Source organism: Saonia flava, from assembly GCF_011927795.1.
Lineage (GTDB): Bacteria > Bacteroidota > Bacteroidia > Flavobacteriales > Flavobacteriaceae > Saonia > Saonia flava.
This window is the reverse complement of sequence record NZ_JAATJJ010000001.1, coordinates 2,622,773-2,648,722: the sequence shown is the minus strand read 5'-3', so window position 1 is coordinate 2,648,722 and position 25,950 is coordinate 2,622,773. Positions and strand designations below refer to the sequence as shown.

At 36.5% G+C, this 25,950-nt stretch carries 24 protein-coding genes; 21 read left to right on the top strand and 3 right to left on the bottom strand.

All coding sequences use genetic code 11. The features are described from left to right. Nucleotides 1-8: 8 nt before the first annotated feature. Both GGR42_RS11630 and GGR42_RS11625 read left to right on the top strand, forming a co-directional pair. Entirely contained in the window at nt 9-983 is a 975-nt protein-coding gene (locus GGR42_RS11630) for a phosphotransferase (protein ID WP_245201440.1), read from the top strand. Further along, nucleotides 980-2,257 (top strand): ADP-ribosylglycohydrolase family protein, encoded by a 1,278-nt coding sequence (locus tag GGR42_RS11625; RefSeq protein WP_167964082.1) that lies wholly within the window; start codon nt 980-982, stop codon nt 2,255-2,257. The genes GGR42_RS11630 and GGR42_RS11625 overlap by 4 nt, the downstream gene beginning before the upstream one ends. On the opposite strand, the gene GGR42_RS11620 is transcribed toward GGR42_RS11625, so the two are convergent. Then, the gene (locus GGR42_RS11620; protein ID WP_167964080.1) at nt 2,247-3,800 is read right to left on the bottom strand and encodes a glycoside hydrolase family 32 protein; all 1,554 of its coding nucleotides are present in this window, start codon (nt 3,798-3,800) and stop codon (nt 2,247-2,249) included. The genes GGR42_RS11625 and GGR42_RS11620 overlap by 11 nt on opposite strands. A gap of 88 nt (nt 3,801-3,888) precedes the next feature. Between GGR42_RS11620 and GGR42_RS11615 the strand changes: the two genes are divergently transcribed. Genes GGR42_RS11615 through GGR42_RS11595 form a run of 5 tightly spaced genes read left to right on the top strand, consistent with a single transcriptional unit; the run spans nt 3,889 to nt 7,752 of the window. Then, nucleotides 3,889-4,566: a TIGR04282 family arsenosugar biosynthesis glycosyltransferase gene (locus GGR42_RS11615; protein WP_167964078.1), complete on the top strand. Its 678-nt coding sequence runs from the start codon at nt 3,889-3,891 to the stop codon at nt 4,564-4,566. Further along, nucleotides 4,563-5,378 carry a purine-nucleoside phosphorylase gene (locus tag GGR42_RS11610; protein ID WP_167964076.1) on the top strand — a complete coding sequence of 272 codons (816 nt, stop codon included), beginning with the start codon at nt 4,563-4,565 and terminating at the stop codon, nt 5,376-5,378. Before GGR42_RS11615 ends, GGR42_RS11610 begins: the two co-directional genes overlap by 4 nt. Next, nucleotides 5,375-6,340, top strand: coding sequence for an arsenosugar biosynthesis arsenite methyltransferase ArsM (gene arsM / locus GGR42_RS11605; protein ID WP_167964074.1), 966 nt, complete (start codon nt 5,375-5,377; stop codon nt 6,338-6,340). The genes GGR42_RS11610 and arsM overlap by 4 nt, the downstream gene beginning before the upstream one ends. Nucleotides 6,341-6,350: 10 nt before the next feature. After that, entirely contained in the window at nt 6,351-7,058 is a 708-nt protein-coding gene (locus GGR42_RS11600) for a DUF547 domain-containing protein (RefSeq protein WP_167964072.1), read from the top strand. After that, a complete protein-coding gene (locus tag GGR42_RS11595) occupies nt 7,045-7,752 on the top strand; it encodes a TIGR04283 family arsenosugar biosynthesis glycosyltransferase (RefSeq protein WP_167964070.1) in 708 nt (235 codons plus the stop codon). The genes GGR42_RS11600 and GGR42_RS11595 overlap by 14 nt, the downstream gene beginning before the upstream one ends. A 14-nt stretch (nt 7,753-7,766) precedes the next feature. Here the strand turns inward: GGR42_RS11595 and GGR42_RS11590 are convergent, their stop codons facing one another. Both GGR42_RS11590 and GGR42_RS11585 read right to left on the bottom strand, forming a co-directional pair. Continuing rightward, complete coding sequence (locus tag GGR42_RS11590; RefSeq protein ID WP_167964068.1) at nt 7,767-8,840, bottom strand: N-acetylmuramoyl-L-alanine amidase family protein; 1,074 nt, start codon at nt 8,838-8,840, stop codon at nt 7,767-7,769. Nucleotides 8,841-8,925: 85 nt separating this feature from the next. Then, a complete protein-coding gene (locus tag GGR42_RS11585; protein ID WP_167964066.1) occupies nt 8,926-9,927 on the bottom strand; it encodes a glycoside hydrolase family 113 in 1,002 nt (333 codons plus the stop codon). Nucleotides 9,928-10,047: 120 nt separating this feature from the next. Here GGR42_RS11585 and GGR42_RS11580 point away from each other — a divergent pair, with 120 nt between their 5' ends. The 14 genes from GGR42_RS11580 (at nt 10,048) to proC (ending at nt 25,897) form a co-directional block, all read left to right on the top strand. Next, nucleotides 10,048-11,397, top strand: a complete 1,350-nt coding sequence (locus GGR42_RS11580; RefSeq protein ID WP_167964495.1) for an NAD(P)/FAD-dependent oxidoreductase — start codon at nt 10,048-10,050, stop codon at nt 11,395-11,397. Beyond that, the gene (locus tag GGR42_RS11575; protein ID WP_167964064.1) at nt 11,394-12,986 is read left to right on the top strand and encodes a 4Fe-4S binding protein; all 1,593 of its coding nucleotides are present in this window, start codon (nt 11,394-11,396) and stop codon (nt 12,984-12,986) included. The genes GGR42_RS11580 and GGR42_RS11575 overlap by 4 nt, the downstream gene beginning before the upstream one ends. Before the next feature lie 259 nt (nt 12,987-13,245). After that, nucleotides 13,246-13,935, top strand: coding sequence for a glycosyltransferase family 2 protein (locus GGR42_RS11570; RefSeq protein WP_167964062.1), 690 nt, complete (start codon nt 13,246-13,248; stop codon nt 13,933-13,935). A gap of 1 nt (nt 13,936) precedes the next feature. Beyond that, a complete protein-coding gene (locus GGR42_RS11565; protein WP_167964060.1) occupies nt 13,937-15,421 on the top strand; it encodes a cellulose synthase family protein in 1,485 nt (494 codons plus the stop codon). Nucleotides 15,422-15,687: 266 nt separating this feature from the next. Further along, the gene (locus GGR42_RS11560) at nt 15,688-16,371 is read left to right on the top strand and encodes an outer membrane beta-barrel protein (RefSeq protein WP_167964058.1); all 684 of its coding nucleotides are present in this window, start codon (nt 15,688-15,690) and stop codon (nt 16,369-16,371) included. A gap of 148 nt (nt 16,372-16,519) precedes the next feature. Further along, entirely contained in the window at nt 16,520-16,702 is a 183-nt protein-coding gene (locus GGR42_RS11555; RefSeq protein WP_167964056.1) for a hypothetical protein, read from the top strand. Between the two features lie 387 nt (nt 16,703-17,089). Further along, nucleotides 17,090-17,695, top strand: coding sequence for a hypothetical protein (locus GGR42_RS11550; protein ID WP_167964054.1), 606 nt, complete (start codon nt 17,090-17,092; stop codon nt 17,693-17,695). Between the two features lie 368 nt (nt 17,696-18,063). Further along, nucleotides 18,064-19,893 carry a glycoside hydrolase family 2 protein gene (locus GGR42_RS11545; protein ID WP_167964052.1) on the top strand — a complete coding sequence of 610 codons (1,830 nt, stop codon included), beginning with the start codon at nt 18,064-18,066 and terminating at the stop codon, nt 19,891-19,893. 301 nt (nt 19,894-20,194) lie between these two features. Continuing rightward, nucleotides 20,195-21,565, top strand: a complete 1,371-nt coding sequence (locus GGR42_RS11540; RefSeq protein ID WP_317169682.1) for a mannosyltransferase — start codon at nt 20,195-20,197, stop codon at nt 21,563-21,565. Between the two features lie 246 nt (nt 21,566-21,811). After that, entirely contained in the window at nt 21,812-22,423 is a 612-nt protein-coding gene (locus tag GGR42_RS11535; RefSeq protein WP_167964050.1) for a GNAT family N-acetyltransferase, read from the top strand. Between the two features lie 87 nt (nt 22,424-22,510). After that, nucleotides 22,511-23,701 (top strand): argininosuccinate synthase, encoded by a 1,191-nt coding sequence (gene argG / locus GGR42_RS11530; RefSeq protein ID WP_167964048.1) that lies wholly within the window; start codon nt 22,511-22,513, stop codon nt 23,699-23,701. After that, on the top strand, nt 23,694-24,668 hold the full coding sequence (gene argC, locus GGR42_RS11525; protein WP_167964046.1) for an N-acetyl-gamma-glutamyl-phosphate reductase: 975 nt from the start codon (nt 23,694-23,696) through the stop codon (nt 24,666-24,668). Before argG ends, argC begins: the two co-directional genes overlap by 8 nt. Before the next feature lie 9 nt (nt 24,669-24,677). Next, the gene (locus tag GGR42_RS11520) at nt 24,678-25,100 is read left to right on the top strand and encodes a VOC family protein (RefSeq protein WP_167964044.1); all 423 of its coding nucleotides are present in this window, start codon (nt 24,678-24,680) and stop codon (nt 25,098-25,100) included. Then, complete coding sequence (gene proC / locus GGR42_RS11515) at nt 25,097-25,897, top strand: pyrroline-5-carboxylate reductase (RefSeq protein WP_167964042.1); 801 nt, start codon at nt 25,097-25,099, stop codon at nt 25,895-25,897. Before GGR42_RS11520 ends, proC begins: the two co-directional genes overlap by 4 nt. Nucleotides 25,898-25,950: the final 53 nt, after the last annotated feature.

The window sequence follows — 25,950 nt, the reverse complement described above, 5'->3', positions numbered from 1 at the left end:
GAATTGCGTTGATATTAATAAATCTTGATACTCCACTTGAAGAGTTAAGAAATCATCTTTTTTACCTCGGGTTTTTAAATTCCGAGAAGGAAGAGGTGCTTTCCGTTGAAAAACCAGGTGAAGGGAACATGAACGTGGTTCTAAGGATAAAAACCAATGAACGTTCTTTTATTCTTAAGCAGTCTCGTCCCTATGTGGAAAAATACAAACAAATTGAAGCCCCTGTAGAACGCATTGATGTTGAACATCAATTCTATGAAAGTATTCAAGATGATAATTTAATTGGCCATATTCCAAAAATTATTGATTATAATGAATCCGAACATATATTAATTCTGCAAGACTTAGGCACATGTGAGGATATGACTTCCGCCTATGAAACTAGGGAAATCAAAATTAAGACTCTTCTAAAGCTAATCCAATTTTTAAATATTATCCATGCCAAAAGCACCCCAAAAGATTTTCCTAAAAATATGGGGCTTAGGCAATTAAACCATCAACATATTTTTGTGTTGCCCTTTATGGAGAACAATGGTTTTCAATTAAATGATGTACAAAATGGACTGCAAGAACTATCATTGCCCTATAAAAAAGACGCTGCTTTAAAAAGAGAAATTAAGAAAATTGGAGAGAAATATCTTTCAACAGGAAACACCCTTCTGCATGGAGATTTTTATCCTGGAAGTTGGATGACAGAAGGAGATAACATCTATATTATTGACCCAGAATTCAGCTTCCTTGGCTTTGCAGAATTTGATTTGGGGATAATGACAGCTCATTTAACTATGATAACCATGGAAAATCATTTTCTTGATGTTATTCTGCAACATTATACTCATAAAGTGGACTCCAAACTAATTAAACAAGTTACTGGAATAGAAATTATGCGAAGACTTATTGGTCTTGCTCAACTGCCATTGAATAGAACCCTTCAAGAAAAAGAAATGCTTTTAAAAATGGCTAAAAAATTAATTCTACCATGAATAAATATTTCCTGTTGTTTCTCATTTCTTTTCTACTTCATTCCTGCAAAGAGGAATCAAAAGCTACAACGGTTAATATCCCCCAGCCAGCAAAAGGTGAGTATGGCACTAAGGCACCAAAACTTTCACAAGATGAGTATTATGACAAAGTTTTGGGAGCATTGGTTGGCTCTGCCATTGGTGATGCCATGGGAGCTTCCACAGAGATGTGGCACAGAGAGGACATTCAAAAAAAATATGGATATATCACAGGACTTACTCCTGCGGTACGCCCGCAATCCCCAGAGGGAACCTGGAATCATAATCTTTCTTCAGGAGCCACAACTGATGACACCCGTTGGAAACTATTGACCACCAAATATTTCTCATCCTATGGCCAAGAAACCGGTCCAGAACATTTTGCCGATTTTATAATTGATTACTATCAATCTCTTACAAAAGATTTGGTGGCAAAAGAAAACCTGACCAATACTGATGCATTGGACCACCAAATAGAAAAAATAGACTGGGTAAAGGAGTGGGCTAGAGTAGCCTTAGGATACAAAAAAGGAAGTACTGAATATTTACAGTCCATGAACCGCTTTTATGGTGGAGAAATGTCATGTGCCGGTATGCTGTACAGCCCAATGTTTGGTTTAACGACCAAAAATCCAACTGAAGCCTACAAAAAGGCTTACAACCACTCTCTTTTTGATATCGGTTATGCCAAAGATATTTCAAGCTTGGTGGCGGCCATGACGAATACAGCCATGCAAACAAAGGATATGGATTCCATTCTAAATACCTCAGTTTTTGTGGATCCCCACAACTACCAAGACAGTCGCTTGGTTGGACGCATTTCACTGGATTTGGCAACAAAAGGTGAAAATGCCGTCCTGGACGCCCAAAAATTAATTGAAAATCCAAATTCCACTATTCAAATCCCAAAAGGCTTTCCGGGTAGTAAATTTTATTGGCGACAACAAAATTATGTATATGACGCTTTGGAAGCAGACCAAAAAGCTATTCCGTTCCATGCCGGGGAAATATGGCAAATCCTTTTTACAGGACTTAAATTTGGGGAGGGTGATTTTGTAAAGACCCTTCAGTTCATTGTTAATTATGGTCGGGACAATGATACAGTTGCCGCTGTGGCAGGGATGATATTGGGAGCTAGGAATGGCTATTCCCAATTACCCAAAGACCTTAAAGAACAGGTATTACAGGTAAACAAAGAGGTAATGGGAATAGATTTGGAAGCCATGGCAGAAGAAATAATTGCTTCTACCAAATAGACTTCACTTTATTAATCTCAAAATCCTTAAACGTTCCAGAATCTTCAGAAGTATTCTCAATTATTAAATTAGTATAATCTTCATTTGGAAATATCTGCGCCGTCATTACATACTGCCCCTTATTGATAAAAACTTCAATAGAAGACCAATCCATTAGAATTCGTACTTCATACGCTTCTTTAGGCAAATTGGGAATGGGCATATTTTGGGTTTTACCAAAAGATTCTTTAAAATCTATTTTTCCAGACTTGCTCCGATCTATTGAGAAAAGTTGATTTTGATTGTCCATTAACAACACTAACTCTTCATTCTTTTCATTCTTGAAAATCAGGTTAAAACTCTTGGCAGATGTTGTAAATTTCACCTCAGATTGATTAAAATTTTCAAAAGAAAATTGTTTTTCTTTCCCTATGTCCAAATCAAAATCTTGACTTGTTCCCTTTTCAACACTACCATCAAAACTTTCCAAGGGATAATTTACAAGCTCATAGGCCTCTCCTATTTTCTTCAGGGATAATTTTCTAGGAACTGTCATGGAACTTCTCCACCTTTCTGTAGGTATGTCCTGGGCATAGTCCCAATTACTCATCCAACCAATAAAAATTCTATCATTATTGGGCACATTATTATAGGTTACACCCGCATAATTATCGGTTCCCCAATCTATCCATCTATGTTCTTTTTGTTCAGAAGTAAAAGTGGTTCCATCAAAATCACCAATAAAATATTGAGTACCGCTCCCTCCATTGGGAGCACCGGGATTTATACTAATTAATAACACCCACTTTTCCTGTTCGGTTCCTTCAACTTTCAAAGGAAAGATATCGGGGCATTCCCAAACGCCACCATGAGCTCCTTGATTTTTTCCAAATTCGCTTTCCTTTTTCCAATCAATCAAATTTTCGGATGACCATATCTGCAAATGGTCGCCGGCTACCAAAAGCATGGTCCATTCCTCAGTAATATTATTCCAAAAAACTTTAGGGTCCCTAAAATCTTTTATTCCATCATTTTTTATAACAGGGTTTCCTTTATATTTTGTCCAAGTATCTCCGTTATCCAAGCTATAGGCAATACCTTGGGTTTGATAATCGTTTCTACTAGCTTCTTCAGCTTCCATTAAATGATAGGTGAAAATAGCCACCAAAGGCGGGTTTTCTATGGTTCCCAGCCCAGAAGAATTGACAACATCCACAACGGCGCTTCCAGAAAAAATAAGTCCATGTTCATCTGGAAACAAGGCAATGGGTTTGTGCTCCCAATGAATCATGTCCTCGCTTACAGCATGGCCCCAATGCATTGGCCCCCACACAATATCATTTGGATAATATTGATAAAAAAGATGGTACACCCCTTCATGGTATACTAGCCCATTGGGATCGTTCATCCATTTTTCCTCTGGTGAAAAGTGAAATTGTGGTCTATAATCCTCTTGATAATTCTTCGTCATTTTTTCGTTAGCTCCCTGCTGCTTTTCTTCTTTGCAAGAAAAACAAATTATACACAGCAATAATATGGCAAAATTTCTCAAAAACTGCTTCATTATATTTTTATCATTTTAAAAAATCTTCTATAACGTTTGATGTTAAGAAGTATCTTTGAATTCCTTAATTTACAAACTTAATTTTAAAATGGGCATCCTGCAAAAAATGGGGGAAGAGCGTGACGAGTTAACCATTCATTTTAGTTTGGCAGACTCAAAAAATCTATTAATTATCTTTACCCGCAATCCCCAACTGGGTAAATGTAAAACGCGATTGGCAGCCACCGTGGGCAACAAAAAGGCTTTGGATATTTATAAGTTTCTTTTACAGCACACTGCCAATCTTACGCGTAACTTACCAGTTAATAAGCAAGTTCATTACTCCGAAGAGATATGGGAGAAAGATGTTTGGGATGCGCACATTTTTGATAAAAAACTACAGCAAGGAGGGGATTTGGGGGAGCGAATGAGCAAAGCTTTTTATGATGGGTTTGCGGATGGATTCGATAAAATATGTATCATAGGGAGTGACATGTATGATTTGACCCTACAAGATTTGGAAATGGCCTTTTCTGCCTTGGACCAAAACGATTTTGTTCTTGGACCAGCCATTGACGGAGGATACTATTTATTGGGAATGAAAAAATGGAAAAAAGAAATTTTTGAAAACAAAAATTGGGGCACAAATACTGTATTGGAAAACACGTTAGAAAATTTAAAAAATGAAACTGTAAAATTAATGTCCGCTAAAAATGATGTAGATATATACGAAGACATTAAAGACATAGAGGCTTTTCAGCCTTTTTTAAAAGATTTAAAACTATGACAAAGAAACAATTACAAAAATCTGTTGATTATTTAATAAGTAAAGGGTTTGATTCTCCAGAGGTTGGAGTTGTCCTTGGCACGGGGTTGGGAAAATTGGTAGAGGAGATTAAGAATCCAATAGTGGCCCATTACCACAATATTCCCTCATTTCCCTTGGCAACCGTTGAATTCCATTCTGGAAAATTAATTTTTGGTGAGTTGGAAGGAAAGAAAGTAGTGGTTATGGAAGGACGGTTTCATCTATATGAAGGGTATAGCCTAATGGATGTAACCTACCCCATTAGGGTAATGCACCAATTGGGCATAAAAAGCCTATTTATTTCCAATGCTGCTGGCGCTATCAACCTAAATTATAAGAAAGGAGATATGATGCTTCTGGAAGACCATATTAATCTTCAAGGAAACTCTCCCTTGGCGTTCAAAAATGTTGGGGAATTTGGTGACCGTTTTGTGGATATGAGCGAACCGTATGATATGGAAATGTGCAAAAAACTAAAAACTATAGCTCAAAAAGAAAACATTTCGTTAAAGTCAGGGGTTTATGCTTCTGTGGTTGGACCTCAACTGGAAACCAAGGCAGAGTATCGTATGTTAAAAATACTGGGGGCAGATGCTGTAGGAATGAGTACAGTGCCAGAAGTAATTGTCGCCAATCATTTACGACTACCCATTATCGCGGTTTCTGTTTTGACTGATGAATGCAATCCAGATAATTTACAGCAGGTTGACATTCAGGAAATTATAGAAATTGCAGGAAAGACAGAACCCAAAATGATCAAGTTATTTAAAGAATTAATAAAAGTTTTATGAGTTACCTAGATGCTACGGCGGAATTATATAAAGAAGCTGCCATAACACCTGATGTTGGCCTATGCTGTACTACAAATCCCATATGGCAATTTCCTGGGCTTTCCATTCCCAAAATAATGCAAGAGATGAATTATGGTTGTGGCAGTACTGTATCGGCGCAAGATTTAATCAACGACCCAAAAGTTTTATATGTGGGTGTTGGAGGTGGTATGGAGCTATTGCAATTTTCCTATTTCTCCAGACAAAAAGGTGGTGTTACCGGTGTAGACATGGTGAATGAAATGCTGGAAGCGTCCAGAAAGAACTTTAAGGTAGCCGAGGAAGAAAATGAGTGGTTTAAAAGTGACTTTGTAAACCTTGTAAAAGGTGATGCTCTTAATCTTCCCATTGATGATGAAAGTATCGATGTAGCGGCACAGAATTGCCTTTTCAATATCTTTAAAATGGAAGACCTAAAAAAAGCGGTATCAGAAATGTACCGCGTACTTAAACCACATGGAAGGCTTGTAATGAGCGACCCCATATGTGAACAACCTATGAACGATGACCTTAGAAATGATGATAGGTTACGCGCATTATGTTTAAGTGGAAGCATTCCATTGAAAGACTATGTAAAAGTATTGACTGATGCGGGTTTTGGAACCATTGAGATTAGAGCAAGAAAATCCTACCGGGTACTATCCCCCAACCATTATCCCACAGATGAATTGGTGTATATTGAATCTATTGAAATTGCAGCGATAAAAGACCCAATGCCAGAAGATGGTCCTTGTATGTTTACAGGAAAAACTGCCATTTATTATGGGGACGAAGAATATCTAGATGATGGTAACGGTCATGTTTTACTGCAAAACCAGCCTTTGGCAGTTTGCGATAAAACCGCCACTGCTTTGGCAAAGGTAAATGACCAAATACATATAAGCGAAAGCACTTGGCACTATAATGGCGGAGGATGCTGTTAAGGTTTGATCTATGGTAAAATCAATTATTTTTTCAACATTTTTGTTTTTTCTCGGGAACCTTTATTCCCAAGAAATTAGTTATCCTAAATGGGATAGTCTTCTCCAAAAGCATGTATCAAAAAATGGTGATGTGGACTATAAAAAGTTCAAAAATAATATGGATTTACTAAACGACTATCTGGATGGAATGGCGACCAACAATCCCAAGAAAGACTGGGGCAAAAATGAAAAACTGGCCTACTACATAAATATATATAATGCAGCGACCGTAAAACTGATTCTTGATAATTACCCCCTAAAAAGTATAAAGGATATTAAAAAACCTTGGAGTAAAAAATGGGTTTGGATTGGAGACAAACAATGGTCTTTGGGTGACATTGAGCATAAAATCCTTCGAAAAATGGATGAACCAAGAATCCATTTTGCCATTAATTGCGCATCGTACTCTTGTCCCAAACTTCTTAATGAAGCCTATATTCCAACTAAAATAGAAGCTCAATTACAACAGGCAACAGCAAGTTTTTTAAATGATTCCACCAAGAATACTATAACTTCAGAAAAAATGCAGTTGTCCAAAATTTTTAAATGGTATTATAAAGATTTCACTAAAAGCGGAAACCTAATTAACTATATTGAAAGTGCTTCTGGTGTACAATTACCAGAAAACATTTCCATAGAATACCTTGACTACAATTGGAGTCTGAATGAAAAAAAGTAACCCAGTAAACATAAGCATTATTATTCCTGTTCTTAACGAAGAGGAAAATATTGGCAAACTGTTATCTTACATTAAAAACAATAGCTCCCCTAAAAATATTAAGGAAATATTGGTTGTTGATGGTGGTAGTAAGGACAAAACGGTAACTATTTCCAATACCCATGCGGTTAACATTTTACATTCAGAAAAAGGAAGGCCCATACAAATGAACCTTGGTGCAAAAAATGCCAAAGGAGACATTTTGTATTTTTTACATGCAGATACACTTCCTCCCAAAAATTTTGATGAATCTATAGTAAAAGCAGTTAAAAGCGGTTATAATTCAGGTTGTTTTAGGATGTGTTTTGATACTAAAAATCCGTTCCTGAGATTCTTTGCTGCACTTACAAGGTTAAACCATAAGATATGTAGAGGTGGTGATCAATCCCTATTTGTCAAAAAATCAATTTTTAATCAATTAAATGGATATAACGAATCCTATCTTATTTATGAGGACACTGAATTTATTGGAAGGCTGTACGGCGTTACAAATTTTATTGTTCTACCAGAAAAGGTAATAACCTCAGCCAGAAAGTATAGAAAGAATGGAGCGTTTAGATTACAGTTTCATTTTGGGATGATTCACTTAAAAAATCTATTGGGGGCTAATCCTAAAGAACTCCATTCTTATTACAAAAAACATATTTTGGAGTAAACTAAATTCTAAAACTATTTATCACCCTCATATTTAATGTTTGTAAGGGCCCCGTCATTTAACAAAGATGGATCACTTTCCCTATCCACTAAAACGCCTTGGGCAATCCAATTTGCCAATGCTTGTCTATTATCCGGATTTAGTATCCTCTTTTGATCCTTTTGGCTCCTTATGTTTCCTATTTCGATATAAGCCATTGCGGGTAATGTATTCTTTACCAAATACAAATTGCTTCTGTCCGAAAAAGTTCCCGTGTATTGTCTATTAGGTTGATATTTTCTATACTTTTTTTGAAAGGTTTTATGAATGCTTTCCGCCAATCTTTCCCCGTTTGTACTTTTCTCATGGTGATAAAAGAAAACATCTATATTTTGCCCCTTACTCCTACTATCCACATGGGTCACCAATAAACGCTGGTATTTTCCAGAATTTCTTAAATACAATTTGTTCACGGTTTCCACCCTTTGTTCCAATCTTGCCAATTGTCCCAATGGTATTTTCTGGTTGGGGTAAACTACTTCATCCCGATCAATTTCCAAAGCTTCATCCTCTCGTATTCCATCATCTTCATCCCTAACAATTATATACACCATTGCGCCATGGGAAAGCAGCTCCCTAGCCAATCTTAATGTAACATCATAAGCATATTCATCTTCCGCTATCACTTTTCCTTTCATGGTTTCAACTGCTCCCGGGTCTGGGCCACCGTGACCTGAAACTAAATAATAAACAGCACCTTCCAATCTCTTACTTTTTGATTTCACAAAAGAAAATTTCTTTCCAAAAATGGGATATTCTGTTCCCTCGTCCAGATTTATTTCTTTACCCAATTTTTTATATGAATCGGGAGCATAGGGAAGAATATATTCCTTTCCTTCCATCAAATGACTTCCTAATCTAAGATTGGTTTCATTAAGCGCAACAAATTGAGCATAATATTTAGTTGGCTCAATACCTTGTTTTCTTAAAATGGAATAGATACCATCTCCTTTTTCCGCAATAACGGTCACAAGGGAATCCTGGGAAAAAGCTGCCCCAAAGGCACAGCAAACGAAGAGAACTGAAAGAAAAAGGGCTTTGAGATTCAAGATTGCGCTATTTTTATTACAAATTTTAACAAAAAAATCGACAAAACACAAGTTTAGGATAATAAAAAAAGAAGTGAGATTGTATTTAATTTACTGAGTAATATCCCTTTAAAATATCCTCGGCGGGTTTGTTTTGCGGGGTAAATCTATTGTTATCCAATCCGCCCGCTTTTTCATGATGTATAAACCATTTCCACACAAAGCCTCCCGCAAACCAGTTTTCCTTCCAAAATTCCTCCAAAATAGCGGTTGTGGCATTTGCCTGGGCATCTAGATTTACGCCAGCTTCATGTCTATCCACCACCCATGGTCTTTTACCATTATACTCCATACTCCTATATCCATATTCCGTAAAAAGAACTGGTCTATCTTTCTCTTTAGCTAGTTTTGATATTTTCTCTTTATGTCTTTTCCATCCTTCCCTAAACTGTTCCACGGAAGGAACTTTTTCTTCTGTTAAAGGAAAATAAGCATCAATTCCTATATAATCCAAATCTTCCCAAAAAGGTGTTCTGGGCCATTCGTCCCAGTTGGCCGCATAAGTCAATTTCCCTTTGTAAACAGTTCTTATTTTTTTTATCAATCCCTTCCAATACTCCGGTCTGTTTCTTATAAACTGATCCAATTCGGTTCCTATGCAAAAAAGAGAAACTTGGGTTTCCTTGGCCAACTCAGCATAATTAAGAATAAATTTCTCATAAGATTCCTCCAAAATTTTCCATTTTTCTTCAGAATCCATTTTCATACTACCTGTAAACACACCTCTCCAAATCCATATATGGGGTTTTAACATTACTTCAATATTGTTGGAGTGCAATAGTTCTATATATTGTTTAGCCCCTATTTTGGTTTCCCCTAACCACTGCCCATCTGTATCGTATACAAGTTCTGGAGAATTAATCTCTCTAATAAATCCAAAGGGCATAACAGCCGCATAATTGGCCGCAACATTCATCACTGCCTGCACATTCTCTTGAGTAGCCAATTCCCTGGAGGCCACAAAGCTTACGCCGTTCATTTTTTTAACAGGTTTTTGTGTGCAGCCAAACTGTATAAAGCAAAAGGTGAGAAATACTAACTTTTTCATTGAGAAGGAATTGAAGTCCTAAATTAATACAATCTTCATAATATTTAAAATTGTTCTAAATTAAACTCTTTGATTAAGTTCTTACCTTTAGAATCGACAGACTACAGAAGTAAAAAATTAATGGAGCATATTGTCATCATTGGGAACGGAATTGCAGGTGTTACTGCAGCCAGGCATATTCGAAAACTTTCTAATAAAAAAATCACCATTGTTTCAGCAGAATCCAATTATTTCTTTTCCAGAACGGCCCTTATGTATGTATATATGGGTCACATGAAGTTTGAACATACCCAACCATACGAAAATTGGTTTTGGAAGAAAAATAGGATTGATTTGCTCAATGCTTATGTTTCTAAAGTAAATCACAAGAACAAAAAGCTTTTATTATCTGATGGAACGCAAATTAATTTTGATAAATTAATTATTGCCACAGGATCCAAGCCCAATAAATTTGGCTGGAAAGGACAAGATTTAGAAGGTGTACAAGGGCTATATTCCAAACAGGATTTGGAGTTGTTGGAAACCAATGCCCCCAATAAAAAAGTATGCAAACGTGCTGTTATTGTTGGTGGCGGACTTATTGGTATAGAACTGGCAGAAATGCTCAGAAGTAGAGATATTCCTGTAACTTTTTTGGTTCGTGAAGACAGTTTTTGGAACGGAGTTTTACCTAGTGGAGAATCCCAACTCATTAATGAACATATACAAGAACACCATATAAATTTAAGGCTTGGGGTAAATCTTGGAGAAATCTTGGCGGATGAAAATGGACGTGCAAAGGCAATTACCATTAAGGAAACCGGAGAAGAAATTGCCTGTAACCTAGTAGGTCTCACAGCAGGTGTCACCCCAAATATTGATTTTCTTAAGGATTCTGGAATTGAACTGGGCAGAGGGGTTAAGGTGAACCGATTACTGGAAACCAACATCAAAAATATTTATGCCATTGGAGATTGTGCGGAACAACATGAAGCCATTGGTCATCGAAGACCCATAGAAGCCGTTTGGTACACAGGTAGAATGATGGGTGAAACCCTTGCTCAAACCATTTGTGGCAATCCAACTGAATACAAACCTGGGCATTGGTTCAACTCCGCCAAATTCTTGGATATTGAATACCAAACCTATGGTTGGGTATTTAGCGAACGTGCTAAAAAAGAATATGAAAAACATTTTCATTGGCGACATACCAAAGAAAAAGTCTGCATCACGGTTGCTTTCAACAGAGAAACAGGACGGTTTTTGGGCATTAATACCTTTGGGATACGAATGCGGCATGAGCTATTTGACCGATGGTTAACGGAAGAGCGCAATGTAGATTTTGTAATGGAACATTTGGCTGATGCCAATTTTGATCCAGAATTTTATAAAGCTTTTGAAAAAGAAATTATATCAAAATATAATGGTGATTTTGGAAAATCCATTGATATCAAAAAGAAAAGTCTAAAACGAATTTTTAGTTTATCATGAGTACTTACGATAAAAGCATGGCATTAACAGGGCAACCACCTGCCGCCCTAAGTACAGGTCAAAAAATGGCTACGTTGTTAGGGATGGGAGGTTTAGCTATTTTGCTTTTAGCTTCATTTAATCTTAATTTCCAAAATAAAGGACTATGGTTAACTATTTCTCTTTCTGCCATTTCTCTAGGAATACTATGGTTTGCTTGGGATGCCTATACCAATAAACAGCCCGGAATTAAAAATGATGGGGTTTGGTTTAAATCTATTTCCAACCGAGGACTTTGGGGATGGGTTGCAGGTATTGCATTGACCTGTTTTTACATAATTCTTTATTTCTACCCGGAATATTTGGGACTTGTGAGTGATGGAGAAAACAAAGGGGTAATAAGCTTATTTGACCCCTTGAGCATAGCCTTGAGCGGAAACCCGGCAAGTCAATGGTTTGTATATGGCACGTTGTATACAGTGGCCATTTTGGCTTTCGGCATTAAATTCCTTTGGAAGTATCGTCATAACAGGTATGAAAAAATACGCACCGTGAGCGTAATGTTCTTCCAAACTGCTTTTGCTTTTTTAATTCCGGAATTTATGGCTCGGTTAAATGGGGACAAGTTAAATCTTCCCTATTATGACCTTAAAAACATGTGGCCGCTTAATTACTATAATTTTGAAGGGTACAGGGTGAAGGCCTTTATCAATTCTGGTAATATTGGCTTGGCAATGCTACTATTTGGGATCATTTCCGTTTTTGTTATATCACCCATACTTACCTATAAATATGGAAAAAGATGGTACTGCTCATGGGTCTGTGGTTGTGGTGGGCTGGCAGAAACAATAGGTGATCCATTCCGCCAATTAAGTAGTAAAAAACAGAGTGCTTGGAAAATTGAACGTTGGTTAGTGCATACAGTCGTGGTCTTTGTAACCATTATGACTACTGCTGTTATTTATTCTTATTTAGGGAATGACACCAGTAAATATTGGTTGACCAAAAAAACTTTCTTAATCGGTGTTGCTGTTGTTTTAACAATAGTATTTAGTCTGGTCATGATTTTTAAGCGTAAACAACTACAGAAAGATGCTCAATATGGAGCTATTGGTTTCTTTGCTGTCATTATTGGTTTGATCGGACTTCATTTTCTTAGCGGTGACGGAAACATTTTTCTTATTAAATCGGGAACACTGCGTAAATCCTATTCTTTTTTGATTGGCTCTATTTTTTCTGGCGTCGTAGGAACAGGTTTTTACCCCATTCTTGGCAATAGGGTTTGGTGCCGATTTGGTTGCCCCATGGCGGCAATTTTGGGCTTTCAACAAAAGTTATTTTCCAGATTTAGGATTACGACCAATGGTGGCCAGTGCATTTCTTGTGGCAATTGTTCCACGTATTGCGAAATGGGTATCGATGTACGCGCGTACGCCCAAAAAGGAGAGAACATTGTTCGTTCCAGTTGTGTAGGTTGTGGTATTTGCTCAGCAGTTTGCCCCCGTGGCGTTCTTAAATTGGAAAATGGCCCATTGGAAGGTAGAATTGATAGCAACCAAGTCTTGCTCGGGAATGATGTGGATTTAATGGAATTGATGAATAAGAAATAAATCAATATCATTTTGAGCGCACGTGACAAATCCAAACAGTCAAAATTTCCATTGAATTTATCGCCCCACAGGGCTTCAAAATAACAAAGGGCAAATGAAGCAAACAGCTCCGAGTCATTTCGAACGCATGTGAGAAATCCAAAAACAAGAATGCGGAAATAGGTGAGATTTCTCAATGGATATTTTATATCTTATTTCGAATTGACATTCCACACATATTTTAACCAAAAAATCCGATTTTTGCCCCTAAGTTTATTTTATGCCAGATATCAAGGTAATTATTCCCGCTTACAATGAAGCTGACTCCATAGCCAAGGTCATTGCTGAAATTCCCAACATGGTTTCAGAAGTTATTGTTGTAAACAACAATTCCACGGACAAAACCGCTGAAAATGCCAAAGAAGCTGGTGCTACCGTACTAACAGAAATAAGAAAAGGCTATGGCTATGCATGCCTTTGTGGCATGGATTATATTGCCAAACAATCCAAGAAGCCAGATATTATCGTATTTATTGACGGAGACTATTCTGATTACCCAGAAGAGCTTTCAAAAATTGTACAACCGATCATTGAAAAAGACGTTGATTTTGTAATTGGATCACGGGTAAAGGAGTTAAGAGAGGCAAATTCCATGACTCCTCAGCAAATATTTGGCAATAAACTGGCCACTTTTTTGATGAATCTGTTTTTCGGAGCAGAATTTACCGACTTGGGACCCTTTAGAGCCATAAAATATCCTAAATTGTTAACGTTGCATATGGCGGACAAGACTTATGGGTGGACAGTGGAAATGCAGTTGAAAGCACTTAAAAAGAAACTAACATATGTCGAAGTACCAGTGCGTTATAAAAAAAGAATTGGGGTATCAAAAGTATCTGGTACAGTAAAAGGTAGTATCTTTGCAGGCGTAAAGATTCTAGGTTGGATTTTTAAATATAGTTTAAAATAAAATGGGACTAACAATTGCTTATATCATTATCGCTATTTACAGTATTGCACTGTTATTGATATTCTTTTATAGCCTTGCTCAATTGAATCTTTTGATCAACTACCTTGGCTATAAAAAAAGAAATCAAGTTGCTCCCAAATACAATCTATTGGATCCCAAGGAAATTCCATACGTTACCATACAGCTTCCAATATACAATGAAGAATATGTTGTGGAACGTTTGTTGGAAAATATTGCTAAAATAGAGTATCCAAAAAGCAAGTTGGAAATTCAGGTTTTGGATGATTCCACGGACGATTCAGTTTTGGATACTGCAGAAAGAATTAAAGAACTACAAAAAACAGGGTTGGATATTAAACATATCCGCCGAGAAAATAGACAGGGATATAAAGCAGGTGCTCTTAAAGAAGGCTTGGAAATTGCCAAAGGGCAGTTTATTGCCATTTTTGATGCGGATTTCTTGCCAGAGAGCGATTGGTTAAAGAAAACGGTCATCTACTTTAAAGATGAAGAAATTGGGGTGGTACAGACCCGTTGGGGACATATCAACCGTGATTATTCTACGTTGACAAGGATTCAGGCTTTTGCTCTGGATGCCCATTTTACCCTTGAGCAAGTAGGTAGAAACTCTAAAGGACATTTTATCAACTTTAACGGTACAGCCGGTATCTGGAGAAAAGAGTGCATCTTGGATGCGGGGAACTGGGAAGGTGACACCTTAACGGAAGACCTAGATCTTAGCTACCGTGCCCAATTAAAAAATTGGAAGTTTAAATATTTGGAAGATGTAGAGACTCCAGCTGAACTTCCTGTAGTAATAAGTGCTGCACGTTCGCAGCAATTTAGATGGAACAAGGGTGGTGCAGAAAACTTTAGAAAAACGGTTTGGAGTGTTATTACTGCCAAGAATATTCCATTTAAGACAAAATTCCATGGAGTTATGCACCTTTTGAACAGTTCCATGTTCTTATGTGTATTTATTGTGGCTCTATTGAGTATTCCCATGTTGTACATTAAAAATATTTATGGTCACTTAGGGATTGTTTTTGAGGTGACCAGCTTCTTTATCATAAGCACCATTATTCTTTTTGTCTGTTATTGGTTTACCTATAAGAGCATACAGGGAAGTGGTTTTGATAATTTTGTGGATTATATAAAACTCTTCTTTACGTTCTTCTCTGTGGCATTGGGATTCTCCTTACACAATACTGTTGCCGTTTTGGAAGGCCATATGGGAAAAAGAAGTGAATTTGTACGTACTCCAAAATTCAATATTAACAATCTTACAGATAGTTGGAAAGGCAATAAATATCTGGCCAAAAAATTATCTCCCAACATGATTTTGGAATTTGCCTTAATGCTTTACTTCTTGTTTGGCATGTACAGTGCAGTTCCTTTAAATGATTTTGGACTCTTTCCTTTTCATTTAATGTTATTCTTGGGCTTTGGGTTTGTCTTCTTTAAATCGCTTACTGCGAAGGCATAATTTTTTAAATTCTTCTTTCAAGAAAAGCTCTATTATCATTGGGCTTATTTTCATATAAATACAGCTAAAAGGTGTAATGGTGTTCTTTTTCCATTGCCAAGAAATTTTCATATAGTTAACCTTATGTCCGCAACAAGTTGATTCAATGAAGCTTGCGTAAATGTTGAATTTATTGGACTTGTTAAACTAATGTCAATTCACAACTTTGCACACCTGCTTGGAACAATACTTGATGTCCAATCTACTTAACATTAAATCAATTAAAAATGAAAAAAGTAGTACTAGTAGTTGCTTTGTTAGGTGTTGGATCGCTTACTGCACAAGAATCCCAAAAAGAGAAGTTAATCATAGAAAAAGGCACCTGGAATGTAGGTGGCAATTTATCCTTTAGGGTTTCTAAAAATGACAACAATGATGCATCCCAAATACGGGAAAATGAAAACACGTCCATTTCATTCTTCCCAAATGTAGGGTATGCAGTAGGAAAAAATATAATCACAGGATTAGGTCTTGGCTACGGCTATTCAAAATCAGAGATTTTATCGGCGAACGAAGGAGCTATCAATAATTTTACTTCCAACGATAGTAGAACATTTACCATTGCCCCCTATATAAGAGGCTATTTCCCTTTAGGTGAAAAACTGGCGTTCTACACACAGGGAGAGGTTGGATTTTCCAAGACCAAAAATACCAGCGACGATGAAAATAACAATATGGTTATCAATGAACGTAAGAACAACAGTTATTTTATTGGCATTAGACCGGGCATTACCTATTTTGTGTCAAAAAAACTGGCTTTGGAAACTGGGATTGGGTTCTTAGGATATACCAAGACCGATTCCGAGCTTAAAAGTGACAGTGGCACTTTTGATCAATCGGGAAAAGCAAGCAATTTTAATTTTAGCCTAAATTCTTCTGACCTACTTTTTGGGCTTTCCTATTATTTTTAAACCATAAGTTTATACAAAAAAAGAACCCGCTACCAATGTAGCGGGTTTTTTACATTTTTTCTCTTGAAACACCCTTAATTCCCCTTGAACCCTATCTTATTATTAATTAGTACCTTGTGTATGCTAAAATAGCTTAAAAAAATAAAAAGTGAATAAAAATAAAGTAAACGCATCAAAAATGGGACTAATAATAGGCATAATTGGATTTATTGCCGGAATCTTTTTCTTGTTTTCAAAACAGTATTTTATTGGTATTTCTGGCTCAATAGCTAGCGCTGGAATTGCCTATAAAAGTTACAGCGATTTAAAAAAAAGTCGGACCAATAAATAATTATTGGTCCTATAATTTATACTCTAAGAAAAAAGTAAAGAGTCAAGGGAATTATGCAAAAAAACGTAAACAAAAATACAGATGGACCTGAGCTAGGTTAGGTTTATGGAATTTACTCTCCCGGAATAAAAAATAGAGACAGAATATTTCGTTCTTACTCGAAAGTGTCGCTACAGAATGTAACAATACCCGTAATTAATAAGGACTTATGGGCTTTAAGCTAAGGTCTGTGTATATTTATAATGTCGCAAAATCTTTAGGATTTTGCTTTGGAGAAAAAAATAAATCAAAACCAAAAGCTTTTGCTTAGCGCGTAGCTGGAAATCAGTCGGATTTCTGCGCCGCACTAATCATAGCCTGAACGTTATCACACATTTGACAAGACTAATGAAAAAAGGAATTTTAATAACAATAATTGGAATTATAATTATCGGTATTACTTATTTCGGAATTGAAGTGTATGACTTTGCAAAAGGTGTGAAAAATGATATTAAAATTCCCAATAACGAAAATACAGAAACAACCGAAATTGAATCGGAATCGGATTTTAACGAAGATGACTGTACATTTGACTTAAATACTCAAACCGATGATTTTCTTGAAGAAATACCTGAATTTTCTGATTACGTTTGGGATAGCATACAAAAAAAAGCTACAATAAAACTTGACAACGGAAATACATTAATTGCAACAAGAGGAGGTTGTGCTCATTTTTCATTTTACGGAAATTTAATACTAAACAATTCAGAACTAAATTTAAATGACGAAAGTGAAATTTTCAAAAAAGCATTGTGGATTGCTAAAAAATTATTTCATAAATCTGACTTTGATTTCATTAAGGAGTTATTAGAAAAAAGAAATTTTGAAATAGAACAATCAGAGAATCAAAAATATTATGATTTTCAAATTGACAGGTATTGTGATATGACATTAGTTGTTGAAAAATTAAATAATACCCAAATATCAATAGAAGTCGGATATTATATGTGTTAAAAATGTACGGTAACGCCGTATATAATTCATTACTAATTCTAGCCTACTTACGAAAGTCCTCGCGGATTTTCTATTCGGTTGGTATTTAGCTTATTTAGGTGTTTAAAACACGTAACAAACCATATACAATGCCCCCGCTTAACCAAATTATTTACAGGACCTTTTGCCAAATACAGCTTTGGCGCTGCCGGCCCAAGCCGAACACTTTTTACAACAATCGCTAAAAAGCAATTTGACACAGATCTACTTGTCTTTCCAAAATCCATGAATAAATTCATTAATTTTAAAAGCCAAACCTTACTTTGTTTAATGTTCCTTTAGACAACATAAAAAGTGAGGATCAAACCAACTTGTTAATTGCAAAATTCATGAATAAAAAAATTCTCTTTTTAACCCTTTTCCTCTCTATTTCCTGTTTGTCCTATAGTCAAAATAAGGAAGAGCATATTCAAAGTAGATGGGCACAACATGTAACTCCTGAAAATACTCTAAAGGAATATCCTCGTCCACAAATGGTACGTAAGGAGTGGAAAAATCTAAATGGTCTATGGGACTACATTATTTTACCAGAAGGCAATACACCAAATAATTTTGAAGACCAGATACTTGTACCTTATCCAATTGAATCCAAACTATCTGGCGTTCAAAAAAACGTATCTGATCAAAATGTTTTGTGGTATCAACGCAATTTTGAAATACCTGCCAAATGGTCTGGCCAACAAATAATGCTCCATTTTGGTGCTGTAGATTGGGAGGCAACTGTATATGTAAATGGGCAAAAAATGGGCATGCACCAAGGCGGGTACGATCCTTTCTCATTTGATGTTACCAAAGCACTTCATGAATCGGGGAAACAAGTAATAACAGTTGCTGTTTGGGACCCCACCAGTACGGGATCACAACCAATAGGAAAGCAAAAAACAAATCCTGAAGGTATTTTTTACACACCTGTTTCCGGAATATGGCAAACCGTTTGGTTAGAACCTGTACCAAGTAAATCCATATCTTCTTTAAAAATGACACCTGATATTGATAATAGTTCGTTATCCGTGGTTATAAAGAACAGTGTTTTTCACCCGAAAGAGAATTGTTTAACCATCAAGGTTTTTGATGGAAATAAAGAAGTTGTTATGAAAAAAGCTTCTTTTGGAGAAAGGGTAAAATTGAATATTAAAGATCAGAAACTTTGGTCACCCAACAATCCTCATTTATATGACATTGAAGTGAGTTTCGAAGAAAACAGCAAAACTGTAGATCGTATTAAAAGTTATTTTGGGATGCGAAAGATAGCTCTTGGAAAAGATAAGAATGGAAATCAACGCCTTATGTTGAACAACGAATTTCTATTTCATTTTGGAACACTAGATCAAGGTTGGTGGCCAGATGGTCTATATACTGCACCCACAGATGAAGCTTTAAAATTTGATATTGAAACCACAAAGAAACTGGGTTTTAATACCATTAGAAAGCATGTAAAGGTAGAACCGGCTCGATGGTACTATCACTGTGATCAAATAGGAATGCTGGTTTGGCAAGACATGCCCAATGGAGATGGTTTGGGCACATGGAAAGGCCCCTCGGGATATGATTGGACAGAAGACAAAAGAAAACCACAATCTGCCCATCAATATCGAAAAGAATGGAAGAATATAATGGATGCCAACTACAACAATCCATCTATTGTAATTTGGGTCCCTTTTAATGAGGCATGGGGCCAATTTGATACAGAAAACATTATAAACTGGACCATGGACTATGACACTTCCCGTCTGGTAAATGGTCCTAGTGGTGGTAATTATTTCCCTGTAGGCCACATGATAGACACACATGTTTATCCTGGTCCAGGAATGCCAAATAGGAATTTACATGCACCAATAATGTTTAAAGACAGGTCTATGGTCCTGGGAGAATTTGGAGGTTTAGGCTTGGTCATGAAAAGTCACTTATGGCAAAAAGATAAAAATTGGGGATATAGAAATATCGAAAATCAAGAGAAGTTATTCGAGGCATATTCAAATCTAATAAATCAAATCCCAGCACTGATCAAAAATGGCTTATCTGCGGCCATCTATACACAAACCACAGATGTTGAGGGAGAAGTCAATGGTTTAATGACTTATGATAGGGAAATAATAAAAATGGATATAAATAAGACCAATAAGGTAAATTCTAATGTATACAAGGTGTTAGTTGAATAAAATAAATCACGTTTTATGCATGGTTTAAGGTGCATTTAATTTAATTGAAGTAAGAATCAACCTTGTTTAACATCGAATATGAAGGTTATGCTTTCTATTAGTCTCAATGCAGTTAAAAAACCTTTATGTCAAATTCGGCTAAACTGTACTTTACTCTTTTAATATCCCTCTATTCTTCTTACATTTCATATGTGTAAATTTCATTGTTTTCTATAAGTCAAACATATTTACCATTAACCATTTCGGTTGGTATTACCAATTGTTATGGCTCATTTCATAACCAAGCCAAACAGCACCAGTAGTGAGCAAAAAAGCTATTTCCTATTTTAAACTCCATAAAATCCCAATCCTTATGGTTCTGGGCAGTTTGGTATTTTACGCCAGTTTTGGGTATGATTTGGTGCGCACAGATTTTATAAAACTATTGACTCTCTTTGCCGCTCTCTTTTTTCTATACTATAAGCTTATGCAGTTTGAAAAATGGAACTTTAAGTTCCTTGTGGTTGTCGGGATACTCTTTAGATTGGTTTTTTTTATAGCAGAACCCAATCTTTCCCAAGATTTTTACCGTTTTATTTGGGATGGGGAACTTATCCAAAAAGGTATAAATCCCTATTTACAGACTCCAAATGCATTAATTGAGCAAAAGAATTTTGCCATTGCCAATGCCCAAGAGCTCATAAATGGAATGGGCAGTCTAAGTGCAAAGCATTTTAGTAATTACCCTCCGCTAAATCAATTACTTTTTACTATCGCAGCATTTTTGGGAGGAAAAAGCATTTTAGGGTCCATAATCGCCATGCGGGTCATGATTATATTGGCAGATATAGGGATACTGGTTTTTGGAAAAAAATTATTGCAAAACCTAAACAAACCTACCCACCTTATTTTTTGGTATTTTTTAAATCCATTGGTCCTAATAGAACTCACTGGCAATCTACATTTTGAGGGTGTTATGCTCTTTTTCTTTGTCTGGGCCATGTATTTGGTTTCCCTAAAAAAATGGGCTTTGGCAGCTCCAGTATATGCATTTTCCATCTTATTGAAATTGGTCCCTTTATTATTTTTACCGTTTTTCCTAAACTATTTGGGCTTTAAAAAAAGTATTGGTTTTTATACCCTTATCGGGTTCACCATTGTAATTTCTCTTATACCTTTTTACTCCCCAGAATTCGTCACCAACTATTCCGCCACGGTTGACCTATGGTTTTCAAATTTTGAGTTCAATGCAGGGTTCTACAATGCCATTAAAAAGCTTGCCGTAACCTATTACGAGGCCAAACCTTGGAAACTTATAAAAGAATATGGGGATATAATTCCTTTTCTTGTTATTGCATGTACAATAAGCCTAACTTTTTTAAAGGATAACAAAAAATTAAGCACCCTGTTTCAATCCATGCTTTTGGTCTTGACCTTTTACTATTTCTTATCTGCCACGGTACATCCTTGGTATATACTATCACTTTTGTTATTAGCGGTATTTACAGACTATCGTTTTGCCATTGTTTGGTCTGGCACAGTGGTACTAAGTTACTTTGCGTATTCCAATGCCGATTTTAAGGAAAACCTATGGCTCATAGCACTGGAATATTTGGTCGCCTTTTCTTATTTGGCCTATGAATTAGTGAAACATAATAGATTTGACCTCAAGAAAATATTTAAAATTCAATGACAATAATGTGATATTTTTCAAAAAATAGCGTTCTAACTGTAAGAATCCAATATAATTTGTACTTTTGACCTTCCATGAAAGAACAAAAAGACATATTCACTTTTGAGAGCATCTTTGCTCCTGTTCGTTCGTTTACCCCAACTCGCCGTCGCCCGTAAGGGTGTTTTCTGTTATGGAAATAGGTGAGTCCATTTCCGCAAAGTTTCAAAATCATTATTTCAATTTATTTAATACCAATAACTAGCAATGAAAATTACAATTGCTAATGAGTCTCATTTTCAATATGCCCAGATAATTTGCGATACTATTGCAGACTCTGCAAAAGTTCGTGGAACGGGTATTGCCAAACGTACCCCAGAGTATATTCTTCAACGATTAAGAAATGGGAACGCCATTATTGCCCTGGATGGCAAAAAATTTGCCGGGTTCTGTTATATAGAGGTCTGGGGAAACAAGGATTTTGTGGCAAATTCGGGTTTAATTGTCCATCCTGATTATAGAAACCAAGGATTGGCAAAAAAAATTAAGAATGCCATTTTTAAGCTTTCGAGAGAGAAATTTCCCGATGCCAAAATTTTTAGTATTACGACTGGATTGGCCGTTATGAAAATGAATTACTCATTGGGTTTTAAGCCAGTTACTTTTTCCGAATTAACAGATGACCCTGAATTCTGGAAAGGATGCCAAACTTGTAAGAATTTTGACATTTTAACTCGTACAGAGCGTAAAATGTGTTTGTGCACTGGACTTTTGTACGACCCTGAATCAAAAGAAAATCTTAGAAAAGAAAAGCAACGGCTTAAAGCTATAGAAAATAGGAAGCTAAAGGAATTAGAGAATAAAGAACAAAAAAAATAATACTGTCATATAGAATGAAAATAGACATCTATAGGATTTCTCACCCAAAAAGGGATTCGAAATGACAAAGCATTAAGAATATAAATTATGAGCAAATTAGTATTAGCATATAGTGGTGGATTGGACACGTCCTACTGCGCAAAATACCTCTCACAGGACAAAGGATACGAAGTACATGCGGTAAGTGTAAACACAGGTGGGTTTTCTACTAAGGAAATTGCTTCCATTAAAGAAAAAGCAATCCAATTAGGAGCAACAACATACACCTCTATTGATGCGGTACAGACCTTTTACGATAAAGTGGTAAAATACCTCATCTTTGGTAATGTGCTAAAAAACAACACGTACCCCCTATCCGTAAGTGCAGAGCGAATTGTACAGGCAATAGAAATCGTAAAACATGCCAAGAAAATAGGTGCCAAATATATTGCCCATGGCAGTACGGGTGCTGGGAACGACCAAGTACGTTTTGATATGATTTTCCAAATCATAGCACCAGAGATTAAAATCATCACGCCAATTAGAGATAATACCCTCGCTAGAGAGGTAGAGATAGAGTATCTTCAAAAAAACGGGGTGGACTACTCTTGGGAAAAAGCAAAATACTCCATTAACAGGGGGCTATGGGGAACATCCGTAGGGGGTGAAGAAACGTTGACTTCGGATAAGAATTTACCAGAGAGTGCTTTCCCTAGCCAGGTAACGGAGCAAACTCCATCCGATATAAAATTGACCTTTGAAAAAGGAGAGTTGGTTGCCATTGATGGAAAAACCGATACGCCCGTCAATAATATTATTAAATTGGAAAGCATTGCATCCAAATATGGTATCGGAAGAGATATTCATGTTGGTGACACCATCATAGGGATCAAAGGTCGAGTTGGTTTTGAAGCCGCTGCTCCCCTATTGATTATAAAAGCACACCACTTGTTGGAAAAACACACTTTGAGCAAATGGCAACAATTCCAAAAAGAACAACAAGGGAATTTCTATGGTATGTTATTGCACGAAGGAAATTATTTGGATGAAGTAATGAGAAATATTGAAGCCTTCTTGACCGACACACAGCGTAATGTTTCAGGTGATGTTTTGGCAACCTTACATCCCTACCGATTTGAATTGAACGGAATCAACTCCAAGCACGACCTAATGAATGCTTCTTTTGGCACTTATGGCGAAGTAAACAAAGGTTGGACAGCTAATGATGCAAAAGGTTTCATTAAAATTTTGTCCAACGCAGGAAAAATTTCAACCCACGTAAACGGAAGTCATGATTAAAATAGGAATCATAGGGGGGTCGGGCTATACCGGTGGAGAATTAATACGAATACTCTTAAACCATCCAAAGGCAGAAATTGACTTTGTGTACAGTACCACAAGGGCTGGCAAGTCTATTGCATCTGCTCATCCAGATGTATTGGGAAGTACAGATTTAACTTTTACGGGAAGTATAAATCCAAACGTTGAGGTCGTTTTCTTATGTTTGGGACATGGGAATTCCATAGAATTCTTAAATGGACAAAGTTTTTCAACTACCACAAAAATTATTGATCTGAGTAACGATTTTAGATTAGAGAATGATGCTGTCTTTAATGGGAATGCCTACACCTATGGTTTACCAGAAACCAATAAAGAGAAAATAAAAACAAGTAATTATATTGCAAATCCAGGGTGTTTTGCAACAGCAATTCAGTTAGGGTTATTACCACTGGCAAAAGCAGGTTTATTGCACAACCAAGTACATATCAATGCGGTAACCGGCAGTACGGGTGCGGGTGTAAAACCCTCCGATACTACTCATTTTAGTTGGCGGAACAATAATGCAAGTTGGTACAAACCCTTTACGCACCAACATCTGGGGGAAATAGGAGAAAGTTTGAATTCTTTTGGAAATGAAATAGGAGAATTGTTTTTCCTTCCCAATAGGGGAAATTTCACTAGGGGAATTTTCGCAACTGCGTATACCCAGTTCAGTGGTTCTTTGGAAGAGGCAAAAACAATTTATCAAGATTTTTATGCGGATGCTGTATTCACTCATATTGCAGATGAACCCATACACCTAAAACAAATAGTAAATACAAATCAATGTCATATTCATTTACATAAACATGAAGGTATTCTATTGATAACTTCTGCCATTGACAACCTTTTAAAGGGAGCATCTGGGCAAGCGATACAAAACATGAATCTAATGTTCGGTTTTGATGAAAGTGAAGGATTACAATTAAAAGGAGGGGCTTTTTAAATCATTCAAATGAAACAGAAAATAGCGCATATAGCACTGGTAGTGGAGGATTATGATGAAGCCATAGAGTTTTACACTAAAAAACTGAATTTTAAACTAGTGGAAGATACAAGACTTACTGACGAAAAAAGATGGGTGGTCGTATCCCCACCAGGCGCTAATGAATGTTCACTCTTATTGGCAAAAGCAGCCAATGAAAGACAATCCAAAAGTATAGGTGACCAATCTGGTGGAAGAGTTTTCCTTTTTCTGTTCACAGATGATTTTTGGAGGGACTACAATGCCATGACCAATAAAAAAGTAACATTTGTAAGGAAGCCAATAGTTGAAGAATATGGAACAGTGGCAGTATTTGAAGATTTATATGGAAATCTCTGGGATTTATTGGAACCTAGTGCCACAAACAAAGGACTTTTAAAAGAAATAATATGAAAATAGCAATCATAGGGGCCGGAAATTTAGGATTGGCAATTGCCAAGGGAATCTTACATTCCAATGGTGCAACAACCATGTATTTGACCAAAAGAAATACGACCGACATTCAAGAATATGAAAAATATGGAAATGTCACTGTTACTTCGGATAACCAAAAAGCCGTCAAAAACTCGGACATTCTAATTTTTGCTGTGCAGCCAGGTCACCTAGAAAAGATTTTAGAGGACGTTAAAGGCTCCCTTACCGAGAATCACGTTATCATTTCCACAATCACTGGATTTAATATCGCTAAAATTGAAGGAATACTGGGAGCAGAACATCATATCATAAGGAGCATGCCCAATACGGCCATTTCGGTTGGGAAATCCATGACCTGTATTTGTGCCAATGAAAAAGGCAAAAAGAAAATAGATTTGGCCAAGGCCATTTTTGACCGAATGGGCCATTCCATGGAAATTCCCGAAGAGCAAATGCAAGCAGCTACGGTTATATGCGCAAGTGGGATTGCTTTCTGGATGCGCTTAATACGAGCAACGACCCAAGGAGCCATTCAATTAGGTTTTGATGCCAAAGAGGCACAAGAACTGGCCATGCATACCTGTAGTGGAGCTGCCAGTTTGTTAATTGAATCCAATAGTCATCCCGAAGCGGAAATTGATAAGGTAACCACTCCCAAAGGATGTACCATAGAAGGATTAAACGAAATGGAACACCAAGGATTGAGCTCCTCTCTAATTAGAGGAATAGTGACTTCTTTTGAAAAAATAAGTCAGATAAAAACAAAACAATTATAAGATAGAACTAGATTGTCATATCGAACGAACGTGAGATATCTAGAAGATTTCTC